General features: G+C 70.9%; 17 protein-coding genes. 3 read left to right on the top strand and 14 right to left on the bottom strand.

All coding sequences use genetic code 11. The features are described from left to right. On the top strand, positions 1-435 hold the full coding sequence (locus P2L57_RS22190) for an acyl-CoA thioesterase (RefSeq protein ID WP_275817243.1): 435 nt from the start codon (positions 1-3) through the stop codon (positions 433-435). Further along, entirely contained in the window at positions 432-1,127 is a 696-nt protein-coding gene (locus P2L57_RS22185) for a DUF8185 domain-containing protein (RefSeq protein WP_275817241.1), read from the top strand. Before P2L57_RS22190 ends, P2L57_RS22185 begins: the two co-directional genes overlap by 4 nt. Positions 1,128-1,431: 304 nt before the next feature. On the opposite strand, the gene P2L57_RS22180 is transcribed toward P2L57_RS22185, so the two are convergent. After that, on the bottom strand, positions 1,432-1,836 hold the full coding sequence (locus tag P2L57_RS22180; RefSeq protein WP_275817239.1) for a globin: 405 nt from the start codon (positions 1,834-1,836) through the stop codon (positions 1,432-1,434). 105 nt (positions 1,837-1,941) lie between these two features. On the opposite strand from P2L57_RS22180, the gene P2L57_RS22175 reads away from it, so the two are divergent. Next, complete coding sequence (locus tag P2L57_RS22175) at positions 1,942-3,096, top strand: methyltransferase domain-containing protein (RefSeq protein ID WP_372515854.1); 1,155 nt, start codon at positions 1,942-1,944, stop codon at positions 3,094-3,096. Between the two features lie 155 nt (positions 3,097-3,251). On the opposite strand, the gene P2L57_RS22170 is transcribed toward P2L57_RS22175, so the two are convergent. The 13 genes from P2L57_RS22170 to P2L57_RS22110 all read right to left on the bottom strand — a co-directional run bounded on the left by P2L57_RS22170 (position 3,252) and on the right by P2L57_RS22110 (position 20,568). Next, positions 3,252-4,208 carry an FHA domain-containing protein gene (locus P2L57_RS22170; protein ID WP_275817237.1) on the bottom strand — a complete coding sequence of 319 codons (957 nt, stop codon included), beginning with the start codon at positions 4,206-4,208 and terminating at the stop codon, positions 3,252-3,254. 44 nt (positions 4,209-4,252) lie between these two features. Beyond that, positions 4,253-5,578 (bottom strand): vWA domain-containing protein, encoded by a 1,326-nt coding sequence (locus P2L57_RS22165; protein ID WP_275817235.1) that lies wholly within the window; start codon positions 5,576-5,578, stop codon positions 4,253-4,255. Between the two features lie 83 nt (positions 5,579-5,661). Next, the gene (locus P2L57_RS22160; protein ID WP_275817233.1) at positions 5,662-6,993 is read right to left on the bottom strand and encodes a PP2C family protein-serine/threonine phosphatase; all 1,332 of its coding nucleotides are present in this window, start codon (positions 6,991-6,993) and stop codon (positions 5,662-5,664) included. Positions 6,994-6,996: 3 nt separating this feature from the next. Continuing rightward, entirely contained in the window at positions 6,997-9,675 is a 2,679-nt protein-coding gene (locus tag P2L57_RS22155) for a serine/threonine-protein kinase (RefSeq protein WP_275817231.1), read from the bottom strand. Beyond that, positions 9,672-10,976 carry a hypothetical protein gene (locus P2L57_RS22150; protein ID WP_275817229.1) on the bottom strand — a complete coding sequence of 435 codons (1,305 nt, stop codon included), beginning with the start codon at positions 10,974-10,976 and terminating at the stop codon, positions 9,672-9,674. The genes P2L57_RS22155 and P2L57_RS22150 overlap by 4 nt, the downstream gene beginning before the upstream one ends. A 113-nt stretch (positions 10,977-11,089) precedes the next feature. After that, positions 11,090-12,115, bottom strand: coding sequence for a glutamate ABC transporter substrate-binding protein (locus tag P2L57_RS22145; protein WP_275817227.1), 1,026 nt, complete (start codon positions 12,113-12,115; stop codon positions 11,090-11,092). Between the two features lie 38 nt (positions 12,116-12,153). Continuing rightward, positions 12,154-13,584, bottom strand: a complete 1,431-nt coding sequence (locus tag P2L57_RS22140) for a GlnX family signal transduction membrane protein (RefSeq protein WP_303656566.1) — start codon at positions 13,582-13,584, stop codon at positions 12,154-12,156. A gap of 222 nt (positions 13,585-13,806) precedes the next feature. Continuing rightward, complete coding sequence (locus P2L57_RS22135; protein WP_275817223.1) at positions 13,807-14,838, bottom strand: N-acetylglucosamine kinase; 1,032 nt, start codon at positions 14,836-14,838, stop codon at positions 13,807-13,809. Continuing rightward, positions 14,829-16,106 (bottom strand): 6-phospho-beta-glucosidase, encoded by a 1,278-nt coding sequence (locus P2L57_RS22130; RefSeq protein WP_275817221.1) that lies wholly within the window; start codon positions 16,104-16,106, stop codon positions 14,829-14,831. The genes P2L57_RS22135 and P2L57_RS22130 overlap by 10 nt, the downstream gene beginning before the upstream one ends. An 8-nt stretch (positions 16,107-16,114) precedes the next feature. Further along, the gene (locus P2L57_RS22125) at positions 16,115-17,008 is read right to left on the bottom strand and encodes a carbohydrate ABC transporter permease (RefSeq protein WP_275817219.1); all 894 of its coding nucleotides are present in this window, start codon (positions 17,006-17,008) and stop codon (positions 16,115-16,117) included. A gap of 6 nt (positions 17,009-17,014) precedes the next feature. Next, complete coding sequence (locus P2L57_RS22120) at positions 17,015-17,956, bottom strand: carbohydrate ABC transporter permease (RefSeq protein WP_275817217.1); 942 nt, start codon at positions 17,954-17,956, stop codon at positions 17,015-17,017. Between the two features lie 17 nt (positions 17,957-17,973). Then, complete coding sequence (locus P2L57_RS22115; protein ID WP_275817215.1) at positions 17,974-19,308, bottom strand: ABC transporter substrate-binding protein; 1,335 nt, start codon at positions 19,306-19,308, stop codon at positions 17,974-17,976. Between the two features lie 102 nt (positions 19,309-19,410). Beyond that, positions 19,411-20,568 (bottom strand): ROK family transcriptional regulator, encoded by a 1,158-nt coding sequence (locus P2L57_RS22110; RefSeq protein ID WP_275817213.1) that lies wholly within the window; start codon positions 20,566-20,568, stop codon positions 19,411-19,413. Positions 20,569-20,641 lie beyond the last annotated feature (73 nt).

The following is a 20,641-nucleotide window of genomic DNA, read 5'->3' as shown; positions in this document are numbered from 1 at the left end:
ATGGCCCGCCATATCTACCGCTGTCCACTGCGTTGGTCGGACATGGACGCCTTCGGCCATGTCAACAACGCGGTCTTCCTCCGCTACCTGGAGGAGGCACGGATCGACCTCACGTTCCGACTGGCACCCGGAGAAGGCAGTGACTCCTTCTCCGGGGGGTCCGTGGTCGCCCGCCATGAGATCGACTACCTGCGCCCGTTGGTCCACCGGTACGAGCCGGTGACCGTCGAGACCTGGGTGACGAAGATCAGCGCGGCTTCGGTCCGCTACTCGTACGAGGTCAAGGACGACGAGCAGGTGTACGTGCGGGCGATGACCGTCGTGGTGCCCTACGACCTCGCCGCGGGGCGGCCACGCCGCATCACGGCCGAGGAGCGTGGGTTCCTGGAGGCGTTCCTCGAGGACGACCAGGCTGAGGAGGCCGTCGCCGTATGACGGCGCTCCCCGGCCAGGTGCGGCTGGCTGACCTCGGGGAGGCGGCGGATCTCGCCGCCTTCCTCGTCCGGCTGGTCCGCTGGGACAAGTCGGCGGTGGTACGGCTGCAGGCGGCGGGCCCGGCGCTCGCGGTCTTCGGCCAGCCGCCGTTCGGCGGCGTGCTGGCGGTACGCACCGGTGCGCTCGCCGAGTCGTACGCCTTCGACGTGACGGTCTCGGCGGGCCAACTCCTGGACGGTGTCGATGAATCGGCGGTGGTGGCCGCCGTTCCGCCGGGGGTGACCGGGCCGTCCTGGGCCGGTGTGCTGCCTCCGCGAGGCGGCTGGCAGCGGATCGCCGAGTTCGACGCTGAGCAGTTGAGGGCCGCCGCGGCTCGCGTCATCGCCGAATTCCGCGCCCGTACCGAGGCGTTGGAACCGGACCGGCGCACCCGCGGTGAACTCGACGCGCTCGCTGAGGAGATCTGGTCTCGGCACCTCGGCGACACCCCTTTGCCGCTGCGCGCGGTGCATGCCGCGAACGCGCTGGGGTTCCTTCGGCCGGTACGGGTTTCGGCCGGGACCGGCGGTTCAGCGGGTGCGGAGGGCGGTGCGCTGTTCGCGTCCGGTCCCTGGCTGCGGCTGGGCACGCCGTACGGTTCGATCGCGGTGCGCCGTTCGACCGGGCCGGGGCTGGCGGTCACCCCGCTTTAGTGCCCTTCCGGCGGATTTTTGGATTCGGCGGTCAGCCCGGCGGTCTTGGTGCGTGCGCCGGGCCCTTGGCGGGTTTTTTGGGGGGTTGCGGTGGGTTTGGCGCCGCTGAGCCACGCCGTTGTGGTTGCTCGCCGTTGCGACGGGAAAGTGTTGCCGACTCGGCCGGGTCCGGGGGCCTCCCGAAAATTCGCCGTTCCCCGGGGAAGCGCGGTTGGCCGACACCGAGAAGCGGGGCCCGAAGGCCCCGGAAAGCCACCCGGAAAGCCGTTGCCCCCGGAAAAGGGGCAACGTTCGTCAGCCGACGTCAGCCGGTGGTGTTGATCATGGAGTTGGCGGCGTACACCAGGTAGTCCCACAGCTGGCGCTCGTGCTCGGGGGCCAGCTGCAGTTCGTCGACGGCGTCGCGCATGTGGGCGAGCCACGCGTCATGGGCGGCGCGGTCGACCTGGAACGGCACGTGCCGCATCCGCAGCCGGGGATGTCCGCGGTTCTCGCTGTAGGTGCGCGGACCGCCCCAGTACTGCATGAGGAACAGCGTGAGGCGCTTCTCTGCCGGGCCCAGGTCTTCCTCGGGATACATCGGGCGCAGGATCGGGTCGCCCGCCACCCCTTCGTAGAAGCGGTGCACCAGACGACGGAAGGTCGGCTCACCGCCGACGGCGTCGAAGAACGTCTGCTGCTGTACCGTTCCGCGCGGGATCTCGGTCACTGAAACCTTCCTTGCCATGCTTTCCGATTCGCGGCGTCCCTCCATGGTCGCAGATGGCCCGGCGGACGACTTGGGTCGTAGGTCCGCGGGTACCACAGTGGAAGCGTGGAATCGGACCGTTGGGCGCACACCGCGCAGCTGCTCCGTACGCGGTTGGTACGGCGGATCATGGACGCCGGGATGCTGCGGGACCCGGCATGGCGAGCGGCGTTCGAGCAGGTGCCGCGGCATGTCTTCGTGCCCTACTACTACCGCCCGTACCCTGGCGGCCGGGGCTGGGATCGGCTGTCCGAGGACGACCCCGACCCACGCCGCCGGGTCCGCTGGCTGTCCGGGGCCTACGACGACATCCCGCTGGTCACCAAGGTCCACGAGGGCGTGCTGGTCTCGTCCAGCAGTCAGCCCTCGCTGATGGCGGCGATGCTGGAGGCACTGGATATGCGGGAGGGGCAGACGGTACTGGAGATCGGTACCGGGACCGGTTACAACGCGGCACTGCTCGCCCACCGCCTCGGCGGTCACGCCGTCAGCACCGTCGATCTCGATGAGGAGATCACCGAGGCGGCCCGGGAGCATCTGGCGACCGCCGGATTCGGTGCGTGGGCCGAGGGGCCCGGGCGGGTCACGGTGCTCACCGGGGACGGCGCGCTGGGCTGTCATGAACGCGCTCCGTTCGACCGGATCATGGCCACCTGCGAGCTGTCCTCGGTACCCGGTGCATGGCTGCGGCAATGCCAACCGGGCGGCATGGTGCTGGCACCGATCGCGGACGGTCTGGTCGCACTGCGCGTCGCCGACGCCACGTACGCCGAGGGCCGCTTCCTGAGCACACCCGCGTACTTCGTCTCGCTGCGGGGGCAAGGCGCCCCGCAGCGCCCGGCGCCGGCTCCGGAGCCAGTGGGTGCGGGCGGGGCGAACGAGCGGGTGCGCGGCACCCACACCCCGCCGTGGGTGCTGGATGACGACGTCTTCCGGTTCGTCCTCGCCCTGGCGGCAGGCGAGCTGGACGTCAACTGGGCGTTCGGCGGGCGCGGCGTGGCGCTCACCGCGCCCGACGGCTGCGCGGCCCGCGCGCAGCGCGACGGCACGGTACTGGTCATCGGGCCCCGTGATCTGTGGGCGCTGGTCGAGGAGACCTATGACCTCTGGCGGCGCGAGCGCTATCCGGAACGGGAACGCTTCGGCGTCACCATCGCGGGCTCGCGCCAATGGGCCTGGCTGGACACACCCGACGGCCCGCACACGTGGCCGCTGCGCTAGCCTGCCCGGCGTGCCTTCGAGGGGGTGCGCCGGTTGAGCACCGCCGGGCCGCGTCGTCGTGGTTGCTCGCCGTTGCGGCGGGAGTCTTCTTGGGGGCACCCCCCAAACCCCCTGCGGCGAGCCTCCCAACGCCCTTGGGGCAAACCCCGAACCGCCTAGCCGCGCCGCAGGGTGATCGTCGTCCACGCGCCGACGTGCACCCGGTCGCCGTCGGCCAGGTCGACCGGCTGGAACGGGGCGATGGGATCGGCGCCGCCGTTGACCGTGGTGCCGTTGGTCGAGTCCTGGTCGATCACCGACCAGCCGCCGTCCGGTTTGCGGACCAGTACGGCGTGTTTGTGGGAGACGCCGGGGTCCTCCGGCGGACGGGACAGGTCGATGTCCGGGGCCTCACCGGTGCTGTGCCTGCGGCGGCCGACGGTGACCTGTGCGCCGGTGAGCGGAACGTACTGCTCGGGCGAGTACGTGGGGAAGTACAGCCCCGCGCCATCGGATTCGCTGCGCGCCATCATCGCCGTGAAGTACTCGCGGTCGGCGGCCACGATCGCCGTCCAGTTGCCGGTCGCCGGATCCGCTGATTCCGTGGCCGTGGCGCCCGGCCGCTCGGACTCCTCGTGCCGTACCAGCGGTTCGGGCGTCGCGGAGGCTTCCGATGTGGCGGACCTGCCGCCGCTCGGCGGGGACAGCAGGAAGTCACCGCCGTCGCCACCTCCCTCGGCCACGCCGGAGACCGTGGCGCCCGGCAGCAGCGGTTCGGCGGGGCGGTTCATCTGCGAGGGGCGTGAGCTCGTCCGCTCGTACGGCGGGGGGTAGTTCGGCCGGGAGTACGGCGGCGGGGGCGGCGGCGGGAACGACGACACGGTGTGGTTCAGGAAGTTGTAGCGGCACTCCTCGCAGAACGCCGCCTGGCCCTCGCGCAGCGTGCCGCAGCTCGGGCAGGGCTCGGCGGCCACGGTCGCGTCCGGGTCGACCGCGGCGGGCGAGAAGGCGGACGGTGGGGGAGGGGGAGCCGCCGGCAGGCCAGGGCCGGACGCGGGCGCGGACATGCGCAGCCCGCACACCTCGCACCAGTCGTCGCTTTGCGACTGGTGGCCGTTAGGACAGGTCGGCATGTCGGTAAGTCCCCCTCCCATCGCACCCAAGTGTGCCCAGGTGCCTACTTCTTCACTCGGACGGTCTTTGTGGAACGCGTCTCCAGAGTCATCTCGTCGGCGTCCGCGACCTTCTGCTTCAGCCGCACAGTACCTGTCGCCACGTCGACCACGTCCACCACCTTGGCCAGCAGCTTCGCGGTGTCCTCATTGCCGGACTCCGCTGCGAGTTGCACCGCACGCCCCAGCTTGGCGGTAGCCGAGTCCAGATCGCCCGCCTTGCGGGCTTCCAGGCCCTGTTGGATCACCTGGGCCAGCTCGGCCTGGCCCGTGTAGTGCGCGACCTGGGCGTTGATCTTGGTGGAGGCGGCCATGTCGTCGGTCCACACGGCGCGTACCAGGCCCTGGCTCAACACCTGTGGTGCGCCGCCGTCGCCGGACGGCAGCACCAGCGAGACCCGTGCGGCCAGCATCTCCTGGCCGACACCGGCGGGCGGCACCTCCACACACACGTGGTAGTCGCGCGACTCGTCGCCCCAGGAACCGGTCGGATAGTCACCGGCCCGCGGCCCGGCCTCGACGCGGCGGTCGGTGAGGTCCTCCACGGTGGGCGCGACCTGCTTCACGTACTTGATCCGCGTGCCCTGCGGGGTCCACAGCCGCAGGCCCACATCCGCGACCTCCTTGCCCATCGCGGTCTCCATCATCTGGCGGAAGTCCGCTTCGAGACCGGCGGGGTCGGCGACGATGTCGGCGGTACCGAGCAGCGCCGAAGCGATCCCGGTGACCTCCTTGACCTCCCAGTCGGTGCCGACACCACGGCAGTCACAGGTGAACCGGCCGGCGCACGCGTCCAGGGCGGCTCGCAACTCCTCCGGCTTCTCATGCTCGTTGCGGCCGTCGGTCAGCAGGATCCCGTGGCGTATCGCGACATCAGCCGATGACAGCAGCCGGTCGGCGAGCCGCAGCCAGGTGCCGATCGCGGTGCCGCCGCTCGGCTTGAGCTTGCGCAGCGCCTGCTTGGCCTGCTCGCGGGTGGCGGGGTCGGCGGTCGCCACCCGGCCGTTGCCGGGGTAGACCTCCTCGGCCTTGTGGGTGCCCGCGACCACCGCGAACGCCACACCGTCGCGGATGGTGTCGATCGCGGCGGCCGTCGCGTCCCGGGCGTTGCGCATCTTGGTCGGCGGATAGTCCATCGACCCGGAACAGTCCACCATGATCACCACAGCGGCGTTCGACCCGCTGGGTCCCGGCTGCCTGCCCGTGGTGCCGCCGCCGGTGGAGGTCACCGTGACGATCGCGTTGACCTCACTGGCGCCTTCCGGCAGGTATTCGTTCTGGTAGACCTCCGCGGTGAACTGCGGGACCTGCGACTTCGAGAAATTGGCCATCGACGGGCTCCTTGACGCCTTTTGTCGGCATGTGGCTCATCAGCGTGCGGCGGTGTACGAACGGTTGCGCGCGCACGGCGCGGTCAGCTCGGCTCCGGCACCGGGAACGGCAGCACCGCGACCGTCACGTTGTCGTGGCCGCCTCCGTCGAGCGCCACCCCGACCAGCGTCCGTGCGCAGCGCAACGGCTGGCTGCGGGCGTCGGCGGGCACCACCGCCGCCAACTCGGCGGCTGACTCGGCGTAGTTCCACAGCCCGTCGGTGCACACCACCACCACACCCGGCCGGTCGGGCTGGAAGGAAGCGGTGTGCGGATCGAGTTCCACGGCGTCCGCGCCGAGCCAGCCGGTGATCGCGTGGGCCCGTGCGTCCGCGTACGCCTCGGCCTCGGACATCAGCCCCGCCTCGACCATCCGGGCCGCCCAGGAGTCGTCCTCGGTGAGCCGGGCGGGCTGCTCGGCGGTGCGGTCGTCCGGGATCCAGTACGCCCGGCTGTCACCGATCCAGCCGACGGTGAGCAGATCACCGGCGGTGATGGCACTCACACAGGTGCACGCCGGTGCGTTGTGGCCCGGGTCCGACTCATGGCCCTGGGCAAGGGAGTTGACCGACTCGGCGGCGATGAGCAGCGCCTCGTGCATCGCGTCGCGCGGCGCGACGCCGTCCGCGAGCGCGGCACGCAGCGACGCGTCCGCCGACTGGGACGCGGCGGCGGATGCCTCGTCGGGGCGGGCCGCCGAGGACACACCGTCGCAGACCACCGCGATGACCGCGGGGGTGCCGTCCGGCAGCGCGATCTCGGAGACCGCGAAGGCGTCCTCGTTGCGGTGGTGCCGCAGACCCCGGTCGGTCACCGCGGCCACCCCGGCCAGTTCCTGCTCCATGTGGTCGCGTTCGCGCGGCTGCGCGTGGCCGCAGTGCTCGCAGTAGCCGTCGGCGTCAACGGCGCCGGTGCCGCACGCCACGCAGATCCGGGCCGCGGGGTCCGCTTCGGCGAGCAGCACCTCACGCGGGTCCGCGGCCCCGGCCCGCGGCACCACACCGGCGGCCGAGTGGTCCGGCTGCGGCGTGCGGTACGGGGTGGCGGACCCGGACCGCTCGGGCGGCGCGAGCCCGTAGTCACCTGCCGCCGGTTCCTGGCGGGGTGGCGGCGGGCTGTATCCCGTCGCCGGCCGCTCGGGTTGGTGGCCGTACGGGTCGCGGGCGGCCGTCTCGTCAGCCGGCTCCCCGGCCCGCGGTGCGAAGAGCGCGCCGTCCGGGCCGGACGGCGGCTGCCACGGTTTGCGTGCCGGTTCGGGTTCGGGCGTGACGGGCGCGCTCGCCGCGGCGGCGAGATTCGTGCCGCAGTTGCCGCAGAACTTGTCCTCGGGTTCCAGCCGTTCGGCGCAGGACGGGCAGACGGTCAGTTGCGGCATTGGCTACACCCACGTCCGGGGGCGGAAGCGGTTGGCCCGCTCCACCAGTTCGATCCTTTCCTCGCCACGCTGGGCGAGCCGGGCCAGGACGCGGTACGAGCGCTCCAGCCCGAAGCGCAACTCCTGTTCCTGGGCGGCATTGCCCAGCAGGGCGACCTGCACCGTACCGCTCGGCGTACCGTGCCGCCCCGCCAACACCCAGTCGAGGGCGCTCCCCAACACCTCGGTGGCCAACTCCTCGCGGCGGACCGCGTCCAGCCCCAGCGCGCCCAGCTTCTCCACCTGCGCGGAGGCGGCCGTCAGGTCGTCGAGCAGCGGGTCCTGGGCGGAGCGGGCGCGCAGCCGGGCGCGGACCGTGGCCACCCGGGCCGCGGTGTAGTGGATCGAGGACTCGGGGACCGACTCCAGGGCCCGTACGGCGGCGGGCCGGTCGCCCGCCGCGAGCCGCACCCGGGCGAGGCCGAACGCCGCGCTGACGTACGCCTGGTCGGTCGTCCACACCAGCCCGTAGTACTCGGCGGCGTTGTCCAACTGGCCCAGCACCTCGGCGCAGATGCCGAGCGCCAGCTTCGGCGCGGACTCGCCGGGGAACGCGTCGTAGATCGCGTCGAAGGCGAGCGCCGCGGACTCGTGGTCGCCCTCGGTGAGCGCCCACAGCCCGCGGTACCAGACCACCCGCCAGTCGTCCGGGTGCTGCTCCTGCAGCGCCGTCAGGGCGTGTGCGGCGTTGCTCCGGTCGCCCATCTCCAGCCGGGCACGCAACTCGCGCAGCCGCTTCTCCACCGAATCGGTGGGCGCCGCGGCCAGCGCCGCGATCAACTCGGCGGGCGCGGCGGCGAGCAGCCCGGCCAGGAAACCGGCGTTCGGATCGCCCGGATCCACCAGCGGCACCGGCAGCGCGAGCGCCGCCGCATGTGCGTCGAGTCCGGCGACGATCCCGCCCGGGCCCTGGGCCGAAAGGCCGGTTCCGCCGCGTGCGGTCACCATGTGCGGGGAGTCGGGGCCGAAGCTCTCCGCCTCGGCCGTGGACGGCAGTTGACCTGGTGCGGTCGATCCCTGCGCGGCCGGGCCGGTACCGCCCGGCGCGGCGCCGCCCGCGGACGTGGGGGCGCCGACCCCTACGGTGGTGGGGAGTCGGCCCGGTGCGGAAGCGCCGTTCGCGCCCGCCGCCGGGCGGCGCTGGCGCGGTACGCGGAGCAGCCCGCCGCGCCCGGCGGGCAGCGGCCGCGCACCCAGCGAGGACACCTCGCCCTCGCGCGGAGCGACCAACCCGGTGTCGACCACCCGCAGTTCCGGCCCGAACAGCGTCGACAGCGACGGGCGCGGCTTGCCCGTACGCAGTGCCACGACCTCGCGCAGCACACCCGTCAGCTGTTCACCCATCTCGTCCGCGGAGGCGAACCGCCGCCCGGGATCGGGGTCGGTGGCACGCACCAGCAGCCGGTAGAAGGACTCGTACCGGGAGAAGACCTCGATGTGCTCCGGATCGGGCAGGCTGTCCGCGAAGACGTTGGTGTAGCCCTGGAAGTCGAAGGTGAGCACGGCGAGGGTACGGGCGACCGTGTAGAGGTCGGAGGCGACGGATGGACCGACCTCGGCGACCTCGGGCGCCTGGTAGCCGATGGTGCCGTAGATCGGGCTGTCCATATCGTCCATCCGGCGGACCGCGCCCATGTCGATGAGCTTGAGCCGGTCCTCCTGCTGGATCGCGTTGTCCACCTTGAAGTCGCAGTACAGCAGGTTGCGGCTGTGCAGATGGCCGAGCGCCTCAAGCGCCTCGATGCCGTAGGCGATCGCCTGGTCGACCGGCAGCGGCTCGCGGCGACCGTCGGCGGCCCGCCGGTCGTTGGCGATCTCCTTCAGCGACTTGCCACCCACGTACTCCATGACGATGTAGCCGTCGAGGGTGCCGGTGCGCTGGTCGAGGTGCTCGACGAAGTTGTAGATGCGGACGATGTTGGGGTGCTCGATCTCGGCGAGGAACCGCCGCTCGGAGACGGCCGCCGCCAGCGCGTCCTCGTCCCCGGTGTCCAACAGGCCCTTGAGCACCACCCAGCGGTCGCTGACCGCCCGGTCCACGGCCAGGTAGATCCAGCCCAGACCGCCGTGTGCGAGACAGCCGACCACCTCGTACTGCCCGTGCACCACATCGCCCGCGCGCAGCTTGGGGCTGAACGAGTACGGGTTGCCGCACTTCGTGCAGAACCCCTCGGTGCGGCCGGGCCGGTCGCCGCGTGAACGGCCCACCTGCGCCTCGCACTTGCTGCAGTACCGCTTGCGCTCCGGGACCTCCGGGTTCGCCAGTACCGCGGCCCGCGGATCGGGCGGCGGAATCGTCGGTACCGACACCAGCCCCGCGCCGAGCTTGCCGCGCGCCGAACCACTGCTGCCGGACCGCGAGCTGCGCACCGACACCGAGCGGCCGGAGGTAACTCCCGACAACCGTCCGGAAACCGAACGCCGGGAGGACGACGAACGCGACGAGGTGGCCCCCGAGGTACGCGACGAGGGCACGCTCGCGCCGCTGCTGGGGGCGGAATGGACAGCCGCGGCGGAGCTTCCGGTTCCGCCAGCGCCAGCGCCGTTACCGGCCACCGGGGCCAGTCCGCAGGTATCGCAGTACAGCTCGCCGCCGCCGACGTCTTCCAACGTCCCGTCGCAGCCCGGCCGTCCACACTTCATCGGGATTCTCCTCCACGGTCCGAGGGACCGCCTTGTCCAGGCACCAGCACTTCCGCGACCGCCTGCTGGTAGCGCCGCACCGCGTGCTCCGCCGCCCGCAGGTCGCACGGCGCGCTCCACAGCAGCCGCCGTGCCTGGTCGTACCGCTCCACGAGCAGCGGATCCTCCGCCATCCCGTGCCGCGCCGCCTTCGCCTTGTACGCGTCCAACCGCCCGCGTAGCTCGGCCCGGACCGCTAGCGGCGCGGTCACCGCGGTCAACGAGGCGCGAGCCCGATCGAGTTCCTCGTCCGCGCTCTGCTCCAGGCCGTCGAGCAGCGGCGACAGCCGGTGCCACTGGCCCGCCCGGTGGTATTCGGCGGCGGCCGCCAACTGCTCGCGCAGCACATTGGCCGGGCCGTTGACCGCGGGGACCTCGGACGCGGCGATCTTGGCCAGCACCTCGCCGCGCGCGGCGCGGGCCTCGGTGAGGGTGCGGTCGGCGCGCGAGAGCACATCGCGCAGTCGCAGCAGCCGGTGCTCGGCGTCGTCCCGTACGTGCAGCACCGCTTCGACCTCGCGGCGGATGTCCTCCAGCTCGTGCTCGGCGCGGTCGTAACGGCGGGTGTCGGGGCGGCCGCCGGCGACGCCCCTGGGCGTCAGCCAGAAGGCCAGCGGATCGGCCACCACCTCGGCGCGCAGCGCGGCGAGATCGGCGATCAACCGCTCCAGATCGTCCCCCGCCGGGTGCTCGCCGGGCATCACACCGACCGATCGGGCCAGCGACCGGACCCTCTGAGCCTCGGCGGACAGCAGATCGATGCGGGCGGGGAGCGCGGACCAGACCGCGTCGGAGGCCGAGACGACCTCGATGACCTGCTGGTACCAGCCGTTCATCCGCTCCACGAGCTGTTCCAGGCTGATCTGCTCGCTCAGTCTGGCCGGGCCGGTCAGCGTGCGCGCCAGATCCGGCAGCGCGCCGCCGGAGACCGTGACACCGGACCCGCGCAGCAGATCCGTCAGCTCCGCCAGATCGCCGGGGGAGGGCCAACGGCGGCGGCCGCGCAGCTCACGGGCGGCGTGCAGCGCGGTGCCATAGGCGTCGAAGTGCGCCCACAGCAGCGGGATGGCGGGCTCGGCGGCGGCCCACCGCTCCTTCGTCTCACCGGTCAACTCGGCCCCTTCGAGCAGCCTGCGGCCCGCATGGTCCTGGAGGGCGAGCAGCGAGGACTCGATGGCCTCGTACTCCGAGCCGAGCCGCGCGATCGCGCGGTCCACCTCCTCCCGGCTCATCACCGGACCACTAGGCCCCGCTGCCGCCATCGAACTCCCCTCTTGGTCTTGTGCCGCGCACCGCTGCCACCTCTCGCCCAGGTCCTCGTGGAGTCCCGTCCTTGTGGAGCATCAGTCCCTGTCGAGCTCGGTCCTTGCAGAGCTCAGTCCTTGTAGACCGGCGCCGGAGGGCCGGTCACGCCCGGCAGATTGTGCGCCAGCCACTTGTTGTACGACTGCATCCACGGGCTGTTGGCACCGCCCGCGCGGTAGTCGTCCAGCACCTTGTTCACCCGGCGTACCAGGTCCGTGTCGCCCAGGTTCATCGCCACGCCGTACGTCTCCTGGGTGAGCGGCTGGCCGATCAGGTGTACGGCGGGGTCCTGGGCGGCCTGACCGGCGGCGAGCGCGTTGTCTGTCAACACCGCGTCGACCTGTCCGAGTTGCAGTCGCACCAGGCAGTCCAGCTGGTTGGGCACCCGGAGCAGCTGCGCACCGTGCGACTGGCTCTCCAGCAGCGCCTCCGCGGTCGAACCGGAGGCCGCGCAGACCGGCTTGGCGTTCAGGCTGTCGTTGAAACCGGTGACGCTGGTGCCGGTCTTGGGCACCAGCAACTGCTGGCCGACCTCGAAGTAGGCGGTGGAGAAGGCCACTTGCTTGATCCGGGCGCAGGTGATGGACATGGTGCGTACCACCATGTCGACCGAGTGCTGCTGGAGGGCGGTGATGCGCTGGTCGGTCGGGATCGTCCTGTAGACGATCTTCGCGTCGCCGCCGAGGACGTCCTTGGCGATCGCCTTCACCAGGTCGATGTCGAAGCCGACGATCTGGCCGGTCTCGGGGTCCCGGTATCCCCACAGATAGCTGTTCTGGTCGACGCCGACGGCCAGATAACCGCGCTGCTGTATCCGCCGCACCGCGTCCCCGGACGCCGACGACGGGCGCAGGCTCGCCTCCGGATGGGCACACGAGTCATCCACCGAGACCTGCTGGGCCCGCGCCAGACCGGGGCCCTGCGACGGCTGGGCGCCCTGGGACGCCGCGTCGCACGGCAGCAGGGGCAGCACCGTCGCGGTGAGCGCGACGGCACACGCACCCGCCATGGCCGCGACGCCGCCCCAGCCGCGCAGCCGCGGGCGCCGGTGGGGAAGGCGCCGCCAGGACCTCCCGGTACCGCTCGATCCGTTCATCGGCTCTCTCCCTTCTCCGCTTCGCTGCCCTCGTCCGCTCACCGGTACTCCGAGAGTCGTCGGCCGATGCCCAGGACCGCGCCCGCCGCGGCCAGCACCGCCAGCACCGCGGCGCCCTCCGGCAGCCCGGTCAGTGCGTCCCGGGCGTCGCCCGCGGTCTGCTGGAACTCGCCCGTCTCATGGTCGACGGCCTGCTGTAGACCCTTGTCCACGGCGTCGAAGGACTGTCCGGTGGTCTGCGTGATCTCCTTGCCGGAGGAGTCCTTGCCGCCGATGACGTACGCCAGCGCGGAGTCGTAATCGCCGTTCGTGTCATCACCGTTGGCGACGGCGTGCCGGGACCGCCACTCGGCCACCCCGTCGACCGCCTGCTGGACCGGTGTGCGGCCGCCGGAGTCGTCGGCGAGCGAGAGCGCCTCGGACAGCAGGCCGCCCGCGCCCTTCTGCCCGCGCGGCCCGTCCAGCGTGGTCATGCCCTTCTCGTACGCGTCCTCGTACGCGGCGCCCGCGCCGCGCGCCACCAGCGTCAGGTTCTCGTTGCCCCGGGCCTGCAGGGAGCCGATCCGCGCCTGGTTGAGGACCTGGAGGGACTTGCCGCCGTGGTCCCAGGAGTCGCCGAGGTCCACCCGGGCCCACGTGTGGCCGACCACCAGCCACACCAGCGCCAGACCCGCTGCCGCCGTGCCCGCCAGCATCCCCGGGTTGAACACCCGGTTGGTGCGCAGGTACGTACGCCGCTGCGCCCACACCAGGCCCGCCAGGGCGATGACGCCGAGCCCCCAGGCGGCCCAGGGCAGCGACTCGGCCGCGGCGTAGTCATCGTGCAGGCGGCCGGTCTCGACCTGGTAGAGCTTCTTCGCGGTCGGCAGCAGGGTGCCGTTCATCTGGTCGTTGGCGTACCGCAGATAGGCGCCGCCCAACGGCAGCCCCTGCCGGTTGTTGGCGCGGGCGGTCTCCACCAGACCGGTGTACACCGGAAGTTGCTCGTTGAGCAGCGTCACCTGGTTCTGGGTGTCGGCCGACCCCTGGCTGTTCGCCGCCGCGTTGGCTATCAGCTGGGCCGCGGTGTGCACATCGTTCTGGTAGCGCCGCAGCACCGCCGCCGGCTCCTGGCCGCTGACCAGGAAGCCGCCCGCCGCCGTGGTGTTGGCGTCCGCCAGTGAACGGTAGATCTCGGCGGCGTCGGCGCTCAGCGGCTCGCTGCGGGTGGCCACATCCCGGGCAGCCGTGGACCGCGCGCTGATCTGCCATGCCGTAACAGCGCCGAACACCAGCACCAGCAGGGCCAGTACCGCGCCGATGATCCGCAGTCGTCCCGGTTCGGTGGTCGCCGCGTCCCTCAGCCGGTCGACGCTCTCGGCCCATGCGGCCCGGCGAGGTCCGGGCAGCCATGCGGGCCCCGACACCGTGCTACCGCTGGTCGGCGTATGTGTCACCCTGACCCTCCCCCATGGGCGCTGACCGCGCATCGCCCCCTCTCGGCCCTGAGGGAACAACTCTTCTCAGCCAGCCAGTATGGACACCAGGACTGACATCTACCTAGTGATTCTTACGATCTTGCCCTGACCGCAACCCGGACGCGCCTCCTCCGTGCTATCACGCCGGGTTGCTCCTCATTGGTTCCCGGTGCGGTACCGCAAGCAAACGAGCTACACCAGGTGGGTTTCTGTCCGCATTTCGACCGACTTGGGTCAGTTTTCTGTCAACTGGTTGACGTCCACCGCGTAGTGTTCCCGCAATCGGGCGTGGGCTTGCGCCGGCGCCGCGACGTGGTCCAGGCCCAGCAGGGCCGCGCCCAGCACCGGGGGCGCGGTGACCACCTGTGGTACGGCCTTCGGCGCGGCGGCGGTGAGACGGTGGACGATGCCGTCCATCAACAGCGGATGGCGGGCCGCCAGCACTCCGCCGCCCAGCACGACCACCGCCTCCTCGGCCAGCAGCCCCAGCCGGTCGAGCGCGACCGTCGCCAGGGCGACGACCTCCTCGGCCTGCCGCGCCACGATCCGCGCCGCGACCGCATCGCCCTCGGCCGCCACCTGGAACAGCAGCGGCGCCAACTCGTGTTTGCGGGACGCGGCGACCTCCTTCAGATGGAGCGCCTCGATCAGCGCGTACATCGACCCGAGACCGAAGTGCGCGGGCAGCGCCGCGGCCAGCGCGGTCGGCTCACCGCGCCCGTCCTCGGCCCGCGCCGCCCACCACAGCGCCTCCTCCGCCAGATGCCCGCCACCGCCCCAGTCGCCGGAAATCCGGCCGATCGCCGGAAAGCGGGCGGTCCGCCCGTCCGGCAGCATCCCCACGCAGTTGATGCCCGCCCCGCACACCACCGCGACCCCCCGCGGCTCGACCGCCCCCGCCCGCAGGATCGCGAAGGTGTCGTTGGCCACCCGGGTGCGGCTGCCCCATCCGTAGCCGTGCAGGGCCACTTCGAGCTGCTGCTCCTCCACGGGGAAGTCGGCGTTGGCCAGGCACGCGGAGACCTGCGTGACCAGCGGGCGCTCGTCCAGGGGCAGTCCGGCCTCGTGGGCCGCCAGGGCGACCAGCGGGGCGAGTCCCGCGACGGCCCTGGCGACGCCGACGTCCGGCGGGTGGAAGCCTGCGCCGCGCGCGGTGCCGAGCACCGAGCCGTCAGCGGTGACGATCGCCACGTCGGTCTTGCTGTTGCCCGCGTCGATGGCGAGCACGCCGCCCGGCAGGGACGGCTCGGAGGTGGTCAGGCCCACGCCAGGTGCTCCCGGTTGTGCGCGATCAGGCGGTCGGTCAGCCCGTCCGCGTGCTCGTACTGTCCGATCAGGGGGTGTGCCAGCAGCGCTTTGAACACCCGGTCACGGCCGCCGCGCAGCGCCGCTTCCAGCGCCAGCTCCTCGTACGCCGTGACGCCCGCGATCAGCCCGGCGTACAGCGGATCGAGGGCGGGCACGGGGAGCGGGCGCACGCCGGCGGGGCCGACCGCCGCGGGTACCTCGATCACCGCGTGGTCGGGGAGGAACGGCAGCGTGCCGTTGTTGTACGCGTTGACCACCTGGACGTCGCCGCCCGGTTGGACGGACACGGTGCGCAGCAGCGAGGAGGCGAGGGCCACCGCCGCCTCCGAGTAGAAGGCGCCGCCGCGCCTGGCGAGCAGTTCCGGCTTCTCGTCCAGCGCCGGGTCGGCGTACAGCGCCAGCAACTTCCTTTCCATCGCGGCCACTTCGGCGGCGCGTGACGGCCTGCCGCCCAGCTCCCGTACCACCTCGTCGTGCGCGTAGTAGTACCGCAGGTAGTACGAGGGGACCACACCGAGGCGGTCGAGTACGGCGCGCGGCAGGCGCAGGTCGTCGGCGATGGTGTCGGCGTGCTCGGCGAGCAGCTTGGGCAGGACGTCCTCGCCGTCCGGGCCGCCGAGGCGGGCGCCCAGCTCCCAGGTGAGGTGGTTGAGGCCCACGTGGTCGAGGTGGATCCGCTCGGGCGGTACCTCCAGCAGCGCGGCGAACTTCCGCTGGAGCCCGATCGCCACGTTGCACAGCCCGACGGCCTTGTGACCGGCCTGGAGCAGGGCACGGGTGACGATGCCGACCGGGTTGGTGAAGTCGATGATCCATGCGTCGGGCGCGGCCCGCCGCACCCGTTCGGCGATGTCGAGCACCACGGGTACCGTACGCAGCGCCTTGGCGAGGCCGCCCGCGCCGGTGGTCTCCTGTCCGACGCAGCCGCACTCCAGCGGCCAGGTCTCGTCCTGGTTGCGGGCGGCCTGGCCGCCGACGCGCAGTTGCAGCAGTACGGCGTCGGCGCCCTCGACCCCGGTGTCCAGGTCGTCGGTGGTGCTGACCTGGGCCGGGTGGCCCTGTTTGGCGAGGATCCGGCGGGCGAGGCCGCCGACGAGTTCCAGACGCTCGGCCGCCGGGTCGATCAGCACCAGTTCGCTGACCGGCAGGGTGTCGCGCAACCGGGCGAATCCATCGATGAGTTCGGGGGTGTAGGTGGAACCGCCCCCCACGACTGCGAGCTTCATGTTCGTGGTCAGCCCTTCACTCCTGTCAGCGTGACGCCTTCGACGAACGCCTTCTGCGCGAAGAAGAAGACGATGATCACCGGAGCCATGACGAGCATCGTGGCCGCCATGGTGAGGTTCCAACTGGTCTGGTGAGCGCCTTTGAAGGACTCCAATCCATAACTGAGCGTCCAGGCGGCCGGATTCTCGCTGGCGTAGATCTGCGGGCCGAAGTAGTCGTTCCAGCAGTAGAAGAACTGGAACAGGGCGACCGCGGCAACGGCCGGTTTCGCCATGGGCAGCACGACCCGCAGCAGGGTGCGCAACTCGCCGCAGCCGTCGACGCGTGCGGCGTCCACGTACTCGTTGGGAATGGTGACCAGGAACTGCCGCAGCAGGAAGATGGTGAACGCGTCGCCGAACGCCATCGGGATGATCAGCGGCCACAGTGTGCCGGTCAGGTGCAGTTGATTGGCCCAGAACAGGTACATCGGCACCACGATGACCTGCGGTGGCAGCATCATCGTCGCGACCACCATCATCAGCGACAGGTTCCGGCCGCGGAAGCGGAACTTGGCGAGCGCGTACGCCACCGGAATGCTGGAAACCACCGTGAGGGCGGTACCCGCGCCCGCGTAGATCAGGCTGTTCTTCCACCAGGTCAGGAATCCCGGGGTGCGGAACACGGTGACGTAGTTGTGCCACACGAACGGGTGCGGCCACAGCGCCCTGGTCAGCGCCTGGTTGTCGCTCATCAGCGACGTGAACAGAACGAAGACGAACGGCAGCACGAAGAAAAGTGCCGCCGCGACACCGAGGGCATGTACCGCGATCCACCGCAGAACCGCCTTGCGGCGCACTGCTCGTGCCGGATCGGAAAGGGACGGGGAAACCGTCGCGGGCGGGGTGAGGACATCGGTCATCGCGGGTCAGTCTCCCGCCTGGATCAGGCCGCCACGGCGGCGCATCAGCAAAGCGGTGAAAGCCATGGCGAGCGCGAACAGAATGAGCGCGATAACACAGGCGGAGCCGGTGTCGAAGCGCTGGAAGCCGAGGTTGTAGACGAGTTGCGGCAGCGTCAACGTCGATTTCTCGGGGTAGCCGGGCTCGAACTGCTGCCCGGCGTTGCCGATGATGCCGCTGGCGACCTTTCCGGCGACGATGGGCTGTGTGTAGTACTGCATCGTCTGGATGACACCGGTGACCACCGCGAACATCACGATCGGCGAGATGTTCGGCAGGGTCACGAAGCGGAACCGCTGCCAGGGACCCGCGCCGTCCAACTCGGCGGCCTCGTACTGCTCCTTGGGCACATCGAGCAGCGCGGCCATGAAGATGACCATCAGGTCGCCGATGCCCCACAGCGCGAGGAGCGTGAGCGCCGGCTTCGACCAGGACGGGTCGTTGAACCAGCCGGGCTGCGGCAGACCGATGTCACCCAGCAGATGGTTGACCGGACCGGTGCCCGGGTTGAGCAGGAAGGCGAAGGCCATGGTCGCGGCGACCGGCGGGGCGAGGTACGGCAGGTAGAACGCGGTGCGGAACAGCCCGGTACCGGTTTTGATCTTGGTGATGAGCAGCCCGATGCCCAGTCCGAAGACCACGCGGGTGGTGACCATCACCAGGACCAGCCACATCGTGTTGCGCAACGCCGGCCAGAAGAACGGGTACTGGGTGAAGACGTAACTCCAGTTCCTGGTGCCGTTCCAGGTCGGCGGCCGGAATCCGTCGTAGTGCATGAACGAGAAGTAGACGGTGGAGATCAGCGGATACGCGAAGAACACGCTGAAACCGATGATCCACGGGGCGAGGAAACCGAGGGTCACAAGCGCCGACCGGCGGCGCTTGGCCCGTAGCGTCAGGGGGGTCATGGGCTGTCCGCCCGTTCCTACTTCGTCTGGGCGATGTCGCGGTCCACCTGCTGGTCGACACCTCGTAGACCGGTCGGTAGATCGGTGGCCTTCCCCGCCTCGTAGGAGTACGCGAAGTCCTGCAGCGTGACCTGGTACTGGCCGCCGTTGGGGCTGGCCGGGGTGGTGTTGCTGTTCGGGTTCTGCGCGATGTCCAGGAACGTCTTGAAGTTCGGGTCGCTCACCAGTTTCGGTGACTTGAGCGCGTCCAGGGTGGACGGCACGTTGTGGATGGCGTTCGAGAAGTCGACCACCGCGTTGGTGTCGGTGGTCAGGAACTTCACCAGTTCCCAGGCCGCGTTCTGCTTGGCGCTGTGCGCGGCGACGCCGACGATGGTTCCGGTGATGTAGCCCTTTCCGTAGGTGTTCGCCTGGTCGTCCGGCACGGGCATCGGCGCCACGCCGATCGGGAACTTCACCCCGGCGTCCCTGGCCATGCCGAGCCGCCATTCGCCGTCTGTGGCCATCGCGACCTGGCCGGTGTGGAACGGGTTCTTGGCGCCGAACTCATCACCGAAGGTGTTGCGGTACTTCTCCAACTTCGTGAAGCCGCCCAGCGAGTTCACCAGATCCTTCTGGAAGGCGAACATCTTCGTGAACGCGGGGTCCTTCGCCGTCTGCGACCTGCCCTGTGCGTCGAAGTACGTCGGGCTCCACTGGGCGACGTAGTGGGCGGGCGTGGACTCGTATCCGTGGAAGTCCGGCATGAAGCCGAGCTGCGCGTACGAATCACCCTGCGACCTGGTCAACTTGACGGCGTCGGCCTTGAATTCCGACATCGTCCTGGGCGGTGCGGAGATCCCGGCCGCCTTGAAGGCGTCCTTGTTGTAGTACAGCCCGTACGCGTCGCCGAGGAGCGGCAGGGTGCACCGGGTGCCCTGGTACGCGGTGTAGTCCAGCATCGGCTTGGGAAAGGTCTTCGCCGGATCGATACCGGACTTCTTCAGGAGCGGACCGAGATCGGCCAGCGCTCCGGAAGAGCAGAACTTGCCCACGTTGTCGGTGGTGAACGACGAGACGACGTCGGGGGAGTCCGAACCGCCGGTGCGCAGCGCCTGATTGATCTTGTCGTCGTTGACGTTGGGCACTACATGCACATGGATGTTGGGGTGGACCTTCTCGAAGGCGGCGATATCGCTGTTGATCGCCTTCAGCTCGTTCGGCTGGCTCCATGCGTGCCAGAAGTTGACGGTGACGTCCTTGGTGGGGTCGTCATCGGCCTGCCCACCGCTCTGGCCGGTGCAGGCACCGGCCAGCAGCGATATCGAGGCGGCGGCCGCGACGAAGGAGCATAGCCTGGTAAGTCTGGACATATCGCCCTCCAGGGAGGCAGACGGAGGCTAAGGGGGTAGGGGGAGACGCTTTTTGGGCCTCGCCGCAGATGCCGGGGCTGGGGGCTTGCCCCGGAAGAACGGTCAGCCGGTCGTGGTGTCGAAAACCTCGTCGCGGGCCGCGGAAAGCGCCCGCGACACCGCGCCCACCAGCACCGGATTGCCCTCCAGTGTGGAGAGCAGCAACCGGGGCTGTGGGATGGCCAGTTGGCGGAGCTGGTCCTCGATACGGGAGCGCAGTACCTCGCCGCCCGCGGTCGCCACACCGCCGGAGAGCACGACGAGCTGCGGGTCGAGCACGGCGACGATCGAGGCGAGACCGGTGGCGAAGCGCACCGCCAACTCGTCCAGTACCGCCAGCGCGTCCTGGTTCTCCGGGTTGTCGGCGACCTCCGCGACCGCTCTGGCGACCGCCTCCTGCGGGGTGCGGGCCTTGAGGCCGTTGAGGCGGGCCAGCTTGACGACGGCCTCACCGCCCGCCAGCTCCTGGAAGCCGCCGGTGTTGGCGCGGCTGACGTTGTGCAGTACGGGCGCCCCGGGCAGCGGCATGTAGCCAACCTCGCCCGCGCCGCCGGTGGCGCCGCGGTGCAGCCGACCGCCGAGCACGATGGCCGCGCCGATCCCCTCCTCCGCCCAGAACAGCACGAAGTCCTCGCAGCCGACCGCGGCGCCGATCCGCTGCTCGGCCACTGCGGCGAGGTTGACGTCGTTCTCCACCGCGAGCGGCACGCCGAGCGCCTCGCGCAGTTCGTCGAGCAGGGTGGGGGAGTGCCACCCGGGCACATGACCCGCGTACCGCAGCTTGCCGGAGACCGGGTCGAACGCACCGGGGATGCCGATGACCACGCGGTTGAGCCGTGACCGGACGGTGCCGGCCGCCCTGGCCGCCGCGTCGACCGCCTCGGTGACCTGGCTGACGGTCCTGGAGGCGCGTCGCCCCTTGGTCACGATGGTGTGCTGCCCGCGCAGCTCACCGCCGATGTCGGCGACGGCCGCGAGGATGCGGTCCGGGGTGACGTCGAGCGCGGCCACGTATCCGGCGTCCGGGTTCACCCGGTAGAGCTGGGCGCTCGGGCCGGGCCGGCCGGCGGTCGTGCCGGTGGCGACGACCAGGCCCGCCGCCTCCAGCCGGGCGAGCAGCTGGGAGGCGGTGGGCTTGGACAGGCCGGTGAGCTCGCCGATCCGGGTGCGGGAGAGGGGGCCGTGCTCCAGCAGCAGATCGAGCGCTGCCCGGTCGTTCATGGCGCGCAGCACGCGCGGTGTTCCCGGAGTCCCGGCCACGGTCCTGATCCCCTCCCTCGCGGGTCCTTGGTGA

Source organism: Streptantibioticus ferralitis (genome assembly GCF_029223525.1).
GTDB classification, from domain to species: Bacteria; Actinomycetota; Actinomycetes; order Streptomycetales; family Streptomycetaceae; genus Streptantibioticus_A; species Streptantibioticus_A ferralitis.
Note: the sequence above shows the minus strand (reverse complement) of the source record. Positions and strands in the feature narration are given on the sequence as shown.

What these genes read in the sequence shown, in the direction of transcription:
- P2L57_RS22190 (WP_275817243.1), top strand. Translation starts at nt 1, where the DNA reads ATGGCCCGCCATATCTACCGCTGTCCACTGCGTTGGTCGGACATGGAC.
- P2L57_RS22185 (WP_275817241.1), top strand. Translation starts at nt 432, where the DNA reads ATGACGGCGCTCCCCGGCCAGGTGCGGCTGGCTGACCTCGGGGAGGCG.
- P2L57_RS22170 (WP_275817237.1), bottom strand. Translation starts at nt 4,208, where the DNA reads ATGCCGACCTGTCCTAACGGCCACCAGTCGCAAAGCGACGACTGGTGC.
- P2L57_RS22165 (WP_275817235.1), bottom strand. Translation starts at nt 5,578, where the DNA reads ATGGCCAATTTCTCGAAGTCGCAGGTCCCGCAGTTCACCGCGGAGGTC.
- P2L57_RS22160 (WP_275817233.1), bottom strand. Translation starts at nt 6,993, where the DNA reads ATGCCGCAACTGACCGTCTGCCCGTCCTGCGCCGAACGGCTGGAACCC.
- P2L57_RS22155 (WP_275817231.1), bottom strand. Translation starts at nt 9,675, where the DNA reads ATGAAGTGTGGACGGCCGGGCTGCGACGGGACGTTGGAAGACGTCGGC.
- P2L57_RS22150 (WP_275817229.1), bottom strand. Translation starts at nt 10,976, where the DNA reads ATGGCGGCAGCGGGGCCTAGTGGTCCGGTGATGAGCCGGGAGGAGGTG.
- P2L57_RS22145 (WP_275817227.1), bottom strand. Translation starts at nt 12,115, where the DNA reads ATGAACGGATCGAGCGGTACCGGGAGGTCCTGGCGGCGCCTTCCCCAC.
- P2L57_RS22140 (WP_303656566.1), bottom strand. Translation starts at nt 13,584, where the DNA reads ATGCGCGGTCAGCGCCCATGGGGGAGGGTCAGGGTGACACATACGCCG.
- P2L57_RS22130 (WP_275817221.1), bottom strand. Translation starts at nt 16,106, where the DNA reads ATGAAGCTCGCAGTCGTGGGGGGCGGTTCCACCTACACCCCCGAACTC.
- P2L57_RS22125 (WP_275817219.1), bottom strand. Translation starts at nt 17,008, where the DNA reads ATGACCGATGTCCTCACCCCGCCCGCGACGGTTTCCCCGTCCCTTTCC.
- P2L57_RS22120 (WP_275817217.1), bottom strand. Translation starts at nt 17,956, where the DNA reads ATGACCCCCCTGACGCTACGGGCCAAGCGCCGCCGGTCGGCGCTTGTG.
- P2L57_RS22115 (WP_275817215.1), bottom strand. Translation starts at nt 19,308, where the DNA reads ATGTCCAGACTTACCAGGCTATGCTCCTTCGTCGCGGCCGCCGCCTCG.
- P2L57_RS22110 (WP_275817213.1), bottom strand. Translation starts at nt 20,568, where the DNA reads ATGAACGACCGGGCAGCGCTCGATCTGCTGCTGGAGCACGGCCCCCTC.